Below are 10,871 nucleotides of genomic sequence, written 5' to 3' on the forward strand. Positions count from 1 at the left end.
GGATTTGATGCTGGTAAGCTGCCTTGCGAATGCGCCTGCGCCGCAGTATCAGGCGCCATGGCCCGGCTCATTCTGTTCAACAAGCCTTTTAACGTGCTAACCCAATTCACCGGCGGCACGCCCGAGGAAACTTTGTCCGGCTATATCAAGGTCCCCGACGTCTATGCGGCCGGCCGGCTCGACAAGGATAGTGAAGGGCTTTTGTTGCTGACCGATGACGGCGCGCTCCAGGCCCATATCGCCTCGCCGCGCTTCAAGATGCCAAAGACCTATCTCGTCCAGGTCGAGGGTCTGCCGAGTGACGAGGCCCTCACAAGTCTCCGCGCCGGCGTCACACTCAACGACGGACCCACACGCCCGGCAAAAGTCGAGCGTATCGACACGCCCGATCTCTGGCCCCGCAATCCGCCCGTCCGCTTCCGCAAGAGCGTCCCCGATCAATGGCTCTCGCTCACCATTACCGAGGGCCGCAATCGCCAGGTGCGCCGCATGACGGCAGCCGTCGGCCATCCGACCCTGCGCCTCGTGCGCTGGCGAATCGGGGATTGGACACTCGACGGCCTCGCGCCTGGCGAATGGCGCTTTGTCGAGCCACCCACCCGGCCCGCGCGCTCAGCGGCGCCGCCGCGGCCTAATAGGTCGCCCGTCCCCCCGAAAGGTCGAACACCGAGGCGGTCGTAAAGCTGTTTTCCCGGCTGACGAGCCAGGAGACCATATTGGCCACTTCCTCGACTTCGAGGAACCGCCCGCGCGGAATCCGGCTTAGCATATAGTCGATGAAATCGGGCTTTAGCTCGTCGAGAATGCGGGTCTTGGCCGTCGCAGGTGTGATGGCATTGATCGCGATGTCATATTTCGCGACTTCCTTGCCCACCGCCTTGGTCATGCCGATAACGCCGGCCTTGGCCGCGGCATAAGCTGCGGCATTGGGGTTGCCCTCCTTGGCCGCGATCGAGGCGATATTGACGATGCGCCCATAGTTCCGCGCCTTCATTCCCGGCAGGATGGCGCGGTTGACGTGAAAGGCGCCATTGAGATCGACATCGATCACCCGCCGCCATTCATCGAGCTCATATTCGTCGAGCGGCGCATTCTTCCCCGCGATCCCCGCCGAATGCACCAGAATATCGATGCGCCCGTGGGCGAGCTCGGTCGCAGCCGTCGCTGCCTCAACTGCCGCATAGTCGACGATATCGACAAGGCGCGTGGATGCCGCGCCGATCTCTTCTTTCGTCTCGGCTAGAAGGTCCGCTTCCCGATCCCAAAGGCTGACCACCGCGCCTGACGCGATCAATCGCCGCGCCACCGCAAGACCGATGCCTTGCGCCCCGCCAGTGACCACCGCCACCTGCCCCTCAAGATCGATCTTGTTCATCTCGCCTCATCCCTTTTGCTTTGCGATGAGACTAGAGCCGATCCGCCACCAAAGGCTAGTGCGCGGCGAGAGGAGCGAAGACCCCGCCTTCGAAAACCAGAGTCGCAAACCGCTCGCCCATCATTTGCTGCGTCGCAGCATCGGGATGCACCCGGTCTGGCAGCGGCATAAGCGCATGGTCGTCTGGCCCATAGAGCGCCTCGCCATCGAGATAATGGATATTCGGGTCCGACTTTTGCCGCTGTTCCACAATCGCTTTGAGCCGCTCCCGGATCACCCGCAAGCTCAGCTTCCCCGCCGCAACCTCAGCGCTTTGCCCCGTTGCTACAAAACCGACCCGCCCCTCGGCGAGCGCCGCAGTATCGAACTGCAGCGGGCCTGGCGTCTCCTCATGAATGGGGCAGTGGATCGGCCCGATCACCAGCAGTGGCGTCGCCTCGTGACCGTCGCGGATCGTGTCGAGGAACCCATGCACCGCCGGCCCAAAGGCTCGCAGCCGCATCAGGTCCGCATTGACCACATTGATCCCGAGCTTGACGCTGATCAGGTCCGCCGCTGTGTCGCGCATCGCCCGAGCCGTAAACGGATCAAGCAAGGCGCCGCCGCCAAAGCCCAGATTGATCAATTCGACCCCGGCCCGCCGCGCCGCGAAGACCGTCCAGATGCCGGTTGGCAAAATCGCGTTCGACCCCTGACTGATCGAACTGCCATGATGCAGCCAGACGGGCCGCCCTGCGACAGGTTCGGGACTGATTGGAGCATCTGCGTGCAGCGCCTGCAACACCATGCTCTCATTATGCGGCAGCCAGATTTCCACCTGCTTGTCGCCTGCCGGCAGATCAAAGCTCAGAACGGCTGCCGGGCCATCCACGACTTCGGTCGAGCCGGCACGCATATCGATCCGCAGCGTTCGCCCACCTTCCGCACTCAACTGCTGCGCCAAAACTCCATCGACATAGAGTTCGTAAACACCGAGCGGTCGCGCCGGCATGCCCACAAAGTCTCGCCGCGTCGTCAAGACTGTCAGTGAGACCTTACGTGCCGCAGTCCTGAACGCCAGCCGCACACCCGAAGGTTGTGCCTCGGCCATGGCCAGTTGCGGGTCGTCATTCTGCGCCCGCGCCTTGGCCGGCAGACGGTGCAGGACAACGCCGTCTGCTGTCCGCTCGAGTTCGACGACACCCTTGACGATAGCAGCGGTCAACGGGGCTTCGAACGCCAGCTCTGCCATTGCTCGCTATCCTTTTCCGCCCAGCCCGAAATGGTCATGTGCAAACTTGCTAGGCCCCGCGCCCATGATTCCGCCGCCTCCGGCTCGCTGTGGGCAAAGCTGCCCGATCGGTCGAGCAGCACGAAGCCAAGCAGAAAGCTGCCCAGCAAGCGCGTTGCGTGCACCTGATCGGCGTCATCGAGCGCATAGGACCGGAACACCGCGCGGCTTGCCCGCGCGATCCTGACGCCGGCACTCTGCATCGCGATCTCTTCACTCAAAGGATGTCGCGCAGCCTCAAATAGGCCTGGATGCACCAGCGCAAAATCCCGCTGTGCCTCGGCATAGGCATAGAGCGCGTCGCGGCCCGCACGGCCTGCAATCGCCTCGTCCACCATGTCTGCAAGCCGCCTCAACGCATTGAGCGCCACCTCGGCTTTGAGGTCATCGACATTGCGAACATGAGCGTAAAGGCTGGCGAGTTTGACGCCAAAACCCCGGGCCAGGGCTGCGAGGTTGAGCGCCACAAATCCGTCGGCCTCGGTCAGCGCTATCGCAGCTTCGATCAGCCGCTCTCGTGACAATCCTGCTCTTGGCATTTTTCTAACCGTATTAGTTTTTATCCTAATACACTTAGTTTTTTGCTCGTGACAATCCCTGAACGCGGCATTTTATGATGTTGACATTCAACTATCGGAAGCGTTTATTGCCGCGCGTTGAGACGACTATTCCGGCCCCTGCTATGCTCGTTTGCCAGTGCAATATGATCACATCTTCGGAGATCGAGGACATCGTTCTCGACCTGTTGAAGGCGGACCCTTGGCAGTTGGTGGTCCCTGCAAAAGTCTATAGCGAACTCAACAGACGTGCAAAATGCGCGGGCTGCGTGCCGAATGTGGTGGACATTATCGTTCAGGTCACAGAGAACTATCACGCTCAAAATGCCCACCCGCCTGGTGACGTCGTGACGTTCCAGACTGGGCTTGAAAAGCTCAAAAAGCAAAGCAGTGGAGTACGTCGTGAAAGGCGAAGCACAGGTCATCGAGCGGCTTAACGAAGCCCTCTTTCTCGAACTCGGCGCCGTCAATCAGTATTGGGTGCATTATCGCCTGCTGGATGATTGGGGCTACAAGAAGCTCGCCGCCAAGGAACGCGCCGAATCCATCGAAGAGATGCACCACGCCGATCGCCTGATCGAGCGCATCATCTTCCTCGAAGGCCATCCCAATCTGCAGCGCGTCGCTCCGCTCCGCATCGGCCAGACCATCAAGGAAGTGCTCGAAGCCGACCTTGCTGGCGAATACGATGCCCGCGCTGCCTATAAGGCGAGCCGCGAACTCTGCGAAAGCCTTGGCGACTATGTTTCGAAGAACCTCTTCGAAGCGCTGCTGACGGACGAAGAAGGTCACATCGACTTCCTCGAAACCCAGCTCGAGCTCCTCGACAAGATCGGTCCCGAAAAGTACGGCCAGCTCAATTCGGCCTCGGCCGACGAAGCCGAGTAAAAGATCAAGTTTTGAAACGCCCGGCTCGCCCGGGCGTTTTGCTGTCCGTCTTTTGCTTTTTGGGGTGCAGCACCATGGCCTATCACACCGGACGTCTCATCGATCACGTGCATCTGCGCGCGCATGATTTCGAGAAAACCAGGCGCTTCTATCAGGCGATCCTCGACGTTCTCGGCGTTCCCGTGACCGCCTCGGGCAAGGACTGGATGCAGGCTGACGAACTCTTCATCGACGAAACACCGGGCGACATTTTGCCCAGCCACGTCCACCTCGCCTTCCAGGCGCGCGACGAAGCGATGGTAAAAGCCTTTTACGATGCGGCCATCGCCGCCGGCGGCACCGACAATGGCGGGCCAGGCGAACGCCACTACCATCCCGGCTACTACGCTGCCTTCGTCATCGACCCCGACGGCAACAATATCGAAGCCGTCTTCCACGGCCCGAACACGCGTTCCGTCGAGTCGGTCGTCATCGAGCCAAAACGCTAAGTCAGGATGGGTCGCGGAGCGACACCTCTCCCTCTGGGGGAGAGGTCGACCCGTAGGGTCGGGTGAGGGGGCCTTTGCCCCCTACTCCTCGATCGGCTGGAACATCGAGTTGAGCTGCGACACGATCTGGTCCATCGGGGCAATCGCCTCCGGCAATTGCTCCGGTGCTTCCGGCGCCACTGCCACATAGGGCACGCCGCTCGGAAACGCACCAAACCGCTGGAAGAACCCGACCATGTCGTCGAGCACTGGTGCACGCCAGCGCCAGGCAGCGCCCATGGCGATCACCGGCTCCATGTGCCCAAAGCCCTCATAGAACTGCGTCGTCACCCAAACGCCCTGCGCCCGCAACCGCTCGGCAAAGTGATTGGTGTTCTGCACCCGCACGATCGGATCGGTCGTCCCTGACGCGAGATACATCGGCGGCGCATCGGCCGTGATCAGATTGATCGGCTGCGTCCCTTCCGGGCTCGGCGCATAACCAAAGGCTTCCTTCACTTCGCTATATTCGAAGGGGTAGAAGTCGTAAGGCCCAGAGAGGGCACCAACCGCCAGGATCGGCATGGTCACCCCAAACTGCCGCCGATAGGACGGATCGAGCGCCAGCATCACGGCATTGTAAGCTCCAGCAGAGTGCCCCGCCAAAAACAGGCGGTTGGGGTCGCCACCAAAGGCCGAAATATTGTCCTGAACCCAGCGCAGCGCCGCCGCACTATCGTAGAGAAAATCGGGGAAGCGCACTTCGGGCACGAGCCGATAGTCGGCAATCACCGTCACGAAGCCGCGCGAGGCGAGGGCGCGCCCGACAAACTGATAGTCGCTGCGCTCGCCACGGCTCCAGCCGCCGCCATAGATGAAGAAAACCACCGGAGCTGGCGCGCCGCGCTGCTCGGGCGCATAGACATCGAGCTTATGGCGTGGACCATCGGCATAGGGAATGCCATCGCCTACCTTGGAGGTGCCGCCATCCATCGCCGCGGGCAGGTTGAACGGATCCATCACCGAAACGGCATGCGCCTGGATCGGCAAGAGCGAAATCAAAATCGCCAGGGCGGCAAGAAAACGTGTTCTGGTCATTGCAAAATGGCTCAGGGCTAACGGGGTGAGCGCACCATGATGCGCGATGGAGATTATTGTGTGACGCCCCAAATGGGCGAGGGCAGGCGCACCGATCGCGGCGCGGGCCTGCCCCCTACTTAAGCCCATCCAGTCTGCGCGCCTATGGTTAACGGAGTGTTAACATTAAAGTGTAGAACCCTAACGCTTCAGGCGATCGAGCAGCAGGCCCGAAATGTATCCATCTGCCGGTAGACCGGCGCTCGCCTGAAAGGACAAAACCGCCGCTCGCGTCTTCGGTCCAACCACGCCATCGGGCGTGCCGACATCATAACCAGCCCGGTTGAGGAGCCCCTGCAACTCGCTGCGCTGCGCCTTGCTCAGGGCAAAATCCCCGCTCGGCCAAGGAGTTGCAAAGCTCCCGCCGCCAAGAATCCGGTCCGCCAAATGCCCGACGGCCAGCGCATAACTATCCGAATTATTGTAGCGCTTGATCACATCAAAATTGGGCAGCACGAGGAATGTCGGCCCGGAAGCACCCGCCGGTGCATAGAGCCGCGCCATGTCGCCGCCACGGGGAAAAGCCCGGCCCGACACACGCGTCACACCCATCTGTTGCCATTGGCTCAGCGGCGCTTTTTCCATCTGCCGCGCAGCGGCAAAATTGAAGCCGCTCGGCAGTTTAACCTCATAGCCCCAGGTCTCTCCCGGCCGCCAGCCGAAGGCATTGAGATAGTTGGCCGTCGACCCCAAGGCATCGGGGATAGTGTTCCAGATATCCTTGCGCCCATCGCCATTGAAGTCGATCGCATAGCGCTGGAAGCTCGACGGCATGAACTGGGTATGGCCCATCGCGCCCGCCCAGGATCCGACCATGTTTGGCGGCGTCACATGTCCATCCGACACGATGCGCAGCGCGGTGATCAACTCCTTGCGGAAGAAGTCGGCGCGATAATTGTTCTCGGTCAGCGTTGCGAGCGCATGGATCGTATTGGTCCCACCCATGAAGCCACCGAAATTCGTCTCCATGCCCCAAATGGCGAGCACGATCTCAGGCTGGACCCCGAAGCGCTCCTTGGCGCGCTGCAGGGTCTGGCGCCACTCCTGCGCCATGCCCTGGCCCTTATTGGCCTGGGCAGCGGTGACGCGCTTGTCGATATATTGCTGAACGGTCTGGCTGAACTCGGGCTGTTTTCGCGTCAGCTCCATGATCTTGTTATCAGGCGCATAACCGGCAAACGACGCATCGAACGCCGCACGCGAAACGCCATTGGCCGCCGCATCGGGCCAGAGCCCGCGCACGAAGTCGTCGCTGTTAGCAAAAGCCGGGCCAGCAAGCCCAAGCACTAAGGCGAGCGAAAGAGCTGCCCGTCGGGTAAAACTACGTCCAGCAAGACTTGCTGCAAATCGGATCATGTCGAGCCTCGTGATACGCGCGAACAAAAAGTCACGAGCGCGCCGGCAGTGCCGCATATGGCGCGCGTATCAAATAATTAACGCATCGGATTAAGATCGCCTTAAGGCAAAGCCCTGGTGCGATCACGATGAGTTCAAGCAAGCTTTGCTGATCGATGACGGCAGTCTCAGGCCGGCAACTCGCCCATCGGCATGTCCCCATGCCCATGCCGCTCGTTTTTTCCTTGCAAATACCGCATCTTCGGCGTCGGCGTTTCGATCCCGCGCTCGGTAAAAAGCCGCATTAGGGTTTCGCTATAAAAGCGCCCCGCGCCCCACTGCTTGCCCGCCAGCGTCTTGATGCGCGAGCGCAGCGACACCGATTGCGGCGTGATGGCAATCAGCCCCTGCAGATCCAGATCGTCGAGAATGACATCGCGATATTCCTGGATTTCCATGACCTTTGCAAAGGCGTCGCGCATAGCCTGCTTGGCGCCTTCGATATCGCTGTCATAGGCAATCTCGACCTCGGACACATAGAACGAGAAACCGCGCATCATGTTCGAGACCTGATCGACCGAGGAAAACGGGATCAGATGCACCGTACCGCTCATGTCGCGAATGGTGACGGAGCGGATGGTCAGCTTCTCGACCACGCCGGACTTGCCAGCCGCCTCGACCACGTCGCCTTCATTCATGACATTCTCGAACTGAATGAAGATGCCCGTGATGATGTCCTGCACCAGCTTCTGCGCACCAAAACCGATAGCAAGACCAACAACACCCGCACCAGCAAGGAGCGGCGCGATATTCACCCCAATCTGCGCCAGAGCCAGCATGAGTCCAAAAATCACCAAGGCAACGGTGAAGGCGTTCTTGAACAAGTTGAGTAGCGTCTTTTCGCGTGGCGTCGGCATGCGCCCTGTATTGGCACTCAGACGGTATTCAACCCATGAGGCGACGACGACATGCAGGATAATAGCAATGAGGATGATCAGCGCCGCAGAGACGATGGACCCGGCAACCGCCAACCCTTCGTCGCTGCCAATCCAGCCCGCAAAGTCGAAGAGCGCCCAAGCCTGGCCGATGGCGATGATCACCCCGGCAATCACTACCCAGCGCACGACCGCCATTACGGCCGGCACAAAAGCCTTTAACCGGCTCTCAAGCAGCGGAAGGCGTTGGCTGACATCGCCGGGAAGTTTGAGGCCAACGCTGACGAAGCGGCTGATGAACCCAACGATCAGGGAACCAACGACCACGGCAATCAACGATTGCAGGGTCGCGCCCAACATGAACGGCAGGGCTTGGTCAGGATTGGCAAACCACACGACAAGCAGCGCAAGGAGATAAGTGATCGCCAACACATGCCAATGCTGCCCCACGGCGGCGAGCACCCGCCAAAGCCCGGAATGTCCATGCTTGGCCGATAGCTCTGCTAGCCAAAGCCGCACATCGTCCTTGTTTTGCAAGACGATAATGACGCCAACGATCACCGCCGTGACCATGACCAGCACCTGAACCGCCGCCGAGGCAGCCGGCGATATCGTCGTCCGCGCCATCGGCGCGACGAACATAAAAGTATATCCCAGGAGCGAAATGACGCGCGCTAGCCAGAACGACCAATAGGCCGCGTTGTCATCGGTGACGGGGAGAAATCGCAGATCGATATGCCGCGGCGCCAGGAGCACGCGGATCACGAGCTTACACAGCTCGACGAGAAGAAAGGCATTGAGCAAGAGGCTCTGATTGATGCCCATTTCGCCCGACGGCGTCGTCCCGAAATTGAGCGCCAAGATGTAACCAAACGCCCAAGCGGCAACGACAGTTAGCGTGTCTATAGCCGTGCCGACAATGACAATGCCGAGTTTTTTCCAGACATTGCGTTTCCCAGCACCGCGGGAGATCCGCGCAAGCAATGGCTGCGCGATCAATTTGAAGATCCAGAAACTTCCGAAAAGCCCAACCAGGACTATGCCGAGATTGATGGCAAGCGTCCGGATCACATCATAGTCTGCGCTGAGCGTGCCATTGATGGCATGCCGGAAATTCAGAAATATCCCACCGACGGCCCGCACTGTGGCCGAAGCGCCCTGCGCAACACTCCGCGTGTATTCGGCAAGCTGCCGGGCAATGCTGAGGTCGGGCAAAGCCTCCTCTGCCGGCGCCGCGTCTTCCGCGGGAGCGGCCTGCTTCAACTGCTCGATTAAAGCTGCACGCGCTGTATCGTTCTCGAGAATTCTTACGAGATCATCGACCGCCTGCGTCGACCCCGCATCGGTACTTTCAGTCTCTGCCGGCGCCGGTGAAATCCCAGGCACCTGCGCAAGGGCTGGCGAAACGAGAAGAAGTGCGAAGACGCAAAGACGAATGATGAACTGCATAGCCAACGCAAATGACGATGAAAATGGGCTTCAACATGGCGGCTGGGGAGATGACGTCAAGTAGTCGTCTTAATGACGCTACGTAATGATCCGCAGGAGAGCTGGTGGTTCCGCGCCACGATCTGTGCTATGATAGGACATAGGGAGCAGGGCAGCCTTATCAAACGTGCAGTTTCTGAGCCTGGACGGCATCATCAAGCGCTACGGGTTTATCCGCAGAACATGGTTCCGCGCTCATTTGCGATCCTCACCGACCGAAAAGCGCGCGTTGACGCGCTAGTAGCACCTTATCCGGCCAGTCTTCTTCGTTTTCTGGCAAGCGCAGAAAACGATGCTTAATTGTCCGCGTTAGGTCATCCTCGGGCCGCGGCTCCCAACTATAGTCGTCATGAATTATAAGTCCGCCCCCATCGAGTCGGCTATGCCAGGTGGGATCCATCAGAATTCCGCCGCTGACGCGATGGTGGATCTCCCTGGAATGCGGATAGATGTGAGCCGCGATGAGGCCACAAAAACCACCCTCATATAGCAGTTCGACGCCGCTTATAGCGCAGCGCCCACCATACGCTCGATAAATCATTAGACGGAATTCGGGATCACGAATTTGTCGGATGTGGTTTTGGAAGCGTGGGACGGTGACGATGACGTCTGGGCTACCTGTGAAAGGTGTCTGGGTATCTCCTTCGGTGATGTCGCGATATTGCTGGATGCTGATTTCGCGGACGTCGTAAGCTGCGCTCCAACCTTTCAGCGCTCCACTGGGAGAAAAAAGGGTCGGTTCAAATGCTTTTTCTCCAGCGAGCAAGACTTTTGGGTGACTAAGCGCCTCAACCTTGCTTACGCGAATATCGACATGGAGATGATCATAGGGCAAGACGATCACCTCCTCAATTATTGCTGTAGCAAAATAGCCAACTGCCACATTGGATCGGTCGGCTTGTCGAGCGCTTTGGTAAAGAACCACACGACATCCGACGCAGCGTGCGACCAGCCCAGCAAAATTCGATCTGATCGAAATAAGTCCCGATTCCTGGATGCGAGTACGGCTGCTTTCAGCAATTCGAATTACGGCATGTGGCACGTTTGCACGTTAGGATGAATACGTATCCGAACGTTAAAGAATTGCAGAATCCTGCGCTGCCGATGCTGCCAAGGTGCGCATAAATAGCGGTTACGCGAACGCCCTTATAGGCTTCGTTTCGGACTTGTAAGACCTAAGCGCATCGTTAGATCGCAAATCGAGTTCGGCAGTCGTGACGAAGGCGTCGAGCTGCGGAACTCAATTAGACGCGCAGTCATTGGCGGCAGCGACGTATCCGCCCATTCTCTTGCACCAAACAGCAAAGCCCCGGTTCTTTCGAACCGGGGCTTTTGTTATGATTATCGTAGAGAGGGATGTGTTTTTAGCAGACCTTGCAGTGACCTACTCTCCCAAGTCTTGAGACTTAGTACCATTGG

The 10,871-nt window shown here is 59.3% G+C and carries 11 protein-coding genes; 4 read left to right on the top strand and 7 right to left on the bottom strand.

What is annotated here, in order from left to right:
• Positions 1 to 57 precede the first annotated feature (57 nt).
• Positions 58 to 681, top strand: coding sequence for a pseudouridine synthase (locus tag DevBK_RS20025; RefSeq protein ID WP_317186765.1), 624 nt, complete (start codon positions 58 to 60; stop codon positions 679 to 681).
• Here the strand turns inward: DevBK_RS20025 and DevBK_RS20030 are convergent.
• Genes DevBK_RS20030 through DevBK_RS20040 form a run of 3 tightly spaced genes read right to left on the bottom strand, consistent with a single transcriptional unit; the run spans position 632 to position 3,184 of the window.
• Entirely contained in the window at positions 632 to 1,375 is a 744-nt protein-coding gene (locus tag DevBK_RS20030; RefSeq protein WP_062629270.1) for an SDR family NAD(P)-dependent oxidoreductase, read from the bottom strand. The genes DevBK_RS20025 and DevBK_RS20030 overlap by 50 nt on opposite strands.
• 55 nt (positions 1,376 to 1,430) lie before the next feature.
• The gene (locus DevBK_RS20035) at positions 1,431 to 2,606 is read right to left on the bottom strand and encodes an SGNH/GDSL hydrolase family protein (RefSeq protein WP_317186766.1); all 1,176 of its coding nucleotides are present in this window, start codon (positions 2,604 to 2,606) and stop codon (positions 1,431 to 1,433) included.
• Positions 2,576 to 3,184: a TetR-like C-terminal domain-containing protein gene (locus DevBK_RS20040; RefSeq protein WP_317186767.1), complete on the bottom strand. Its 609-nt coding sequence runs from the start codon at positions 3,182 to 3,184 to the stop codon at positions 2,576 to 2,578. The genes DevBK_RS20035 and DevBK_RS20040 overlap by 31 nt, the downstream gene beginning before the upstream one ends.
• 74 nt (positions 3,185 to 3,258) lie before the next feature.
• On the opposite strand from DevBK_RS20040, the gene DevBK_RS20045 reads away from it, so the two are divergent.
• The 3 genes from DevBK_RS20045 to DevBK_RS20055 all read left to right on the top strand — a co-directional run bounded on the left by DevBK_RS20045 (position 3,259) and on the right by DevBK_RS20055 (position 4,578).
• Positions 3,259 to 3,639, top strand: a complete 381-nt coding sequence (locus DevBK_RS20045) for a (2Fe-2S)-binding protein (RefSeq protein ID WP_244483959.1) — start codon at positions 3,259 to 3,261, stop codon at positions 3,637 to 3,639.
• Positions 3,605 to 4,090 carry a bacterioferritin gene (bfr, locus tag DevBK_RS20050; RefSeq protein ID WP_061907456.1) on the top strand — a complete coding sequence of 162 codons (486 nt, stop codon included), beginning with the start codon at positions 3,605 to 3,607 and terminating at the stop codon, positions 4,088 to 4,090. The genes DevBK_RS20045 and bfr overlap by 35 nt, the downstream gene beginning before the upstream one ends.
• Positions 4,091 to 4,164: 74 nt before the next feature.
• Positions 4,165 to 4,578 carry a VOC family protein gene (locus tag DevBK_RS20055; RefSeq protein ID WP_062629267.1) on the top strand — a complete coding sequence of 138 codons (414 nt, stop codon included), beginning with the start codon at positions 4,165 to 4,167 and terminating at the stop codon, positions 4,576 to 4,578.
• 81 nt (positions 4,579 to 4,659) lie between these two features.
• Here DevBK_RS20055 and DevBK_RS20060 read toward each other — a convergent pair whose 3' ends face one another.
• From DevBK_RS20060 to DevBK_RS20075, 4 genes are all read right to left on the bottom strand, one after another.
• Complete coding sequence (locus DevBK_RS20060; RefSeq protein ID WP_317186768.1) at positions 4,660 to 5,655, bottom strand: alpha/beta hydrolase; 996 nt, start codon at positions 5,653 to 5,655, stop codon at positions 4,660 to 4,662.
• A 180-nt stretch (positions 5,656 to 5,835) separates the two neighbouring features.
• Entirely contained in the window at positions 5,836 to 7,050 is a 1,215-nt protein-coding gene (locus tag DevBK_RS20065) for a lytic murein transglycosylase (protein WP_317186769.1), read from the bottom strand.
• 167 nt (positions 7,051 to 7,217) lie between these two features.
• The gene (locus DevBK_RS20070; RefSeq protein ID WP_317186770.1) at positions 7,218 to 9,413 is read right to left on the bottom strand and encodes a mechanosensitive ion channel domain-containing protein; all 2,196 of its coding nucleotides are present in this window, start codon (positions 9,411 to 9,413) and stop codon (positions 7,218 to 7,220) included.
• A 247-nt stretch (positions 9,414 to 9,660) separates the two neighbouring features.
• Complete coding sequence (locus tag DevBK_RS20075) at positions 9,661 to 10,377, bottom strand: HNH endonuclease (RefSeq protein ID WP_317186771.1); 717 nt, start codon at positions 10,375 to 10,377, stop codon at positions 9,661 to 9,663.
• Positions 10,378 to 10,871 lie beyond the last annotated feature (494 nt).

It is taken from the genome of Devosia sp. BK (assembly GCF_032907385.1).
Lineage (GTDB): Bacteria > Pseudomonadota > Alphaproteobacteria > Rhizobiales > Devosiaceae > Devosia.

What these genes read in the sequence shown, in the direction of transcription:
- DevBK_RS20065 (WP_317186769.1), bottom strand. Translation starts at nt 7,050, where the DNA reads ATGATCCGATTTGCAGCAAGTCTTGCTGGACGTAGTTTTACCCGACGG.
- DevBK_RS20035 (WP_317186766.1), bottom strand. Translation starts at nt 2,606, where the DNA reads ATGGCAGAGCTGGCGTTCGAAGCCCCGTTGACCGCTGCTATCGTCAAG.
- DevBK_RS20040 (WP_317186767.1), bottom strand. Translation starts at nt 3,184, where the DNA reads ATGCCAAGAGCAGGATTGTCACGAGAGCGGCTGATCGAAGCTGCGATA.
- DevBK_RS20055 (WP_062629267.1), top strand. Translation starts at nt 4,165, where the DNA reads ATGGCCTATCACACCGGACGTCTCATCGATCACGTGCATCTGCGCGCG.
- DevBK_RS20045 (WP_244483959.1), top strand. Translation starts at nt 3,259, where the DNA reads ATGATGTTGACATTCAACTATCGGAAGCGTTTATTGCCGCGCGTTGAG.
- DevBK_RS20030 (WP_062629270.1), bottom strand. Translation starts at nt 1,375, where the DNA reads ATGAACAAGATCGATCTTGAGGGGCAGGTGGCGGTGGTCACTGGCGGG.
- DevBK_RS20025 (WP_317186765.1), top strand. Translation starts at nt 58, where the DNA reads ATGGCCCGGCTCATTCTGTTCAACAAGCCTTTTAACGTGCTAACCCAA.
- DevBK_RS20070 (WP_317186770.1), bottom strand. Translation starts at nt 9,413, where the DNA reads ATGCAGTTCATCATTCGTCTTTGCGTCTTCGCACTTCTTCTCGTTTCG.
- DevBK_RS20060 (WP_317186768.1), bottom strand. Translation starts at nt 5,655, where the DNA reads ATGACCAGAACACGTTTTCTTGCCGCCCTGGCGATTTTGATTTCGCTC.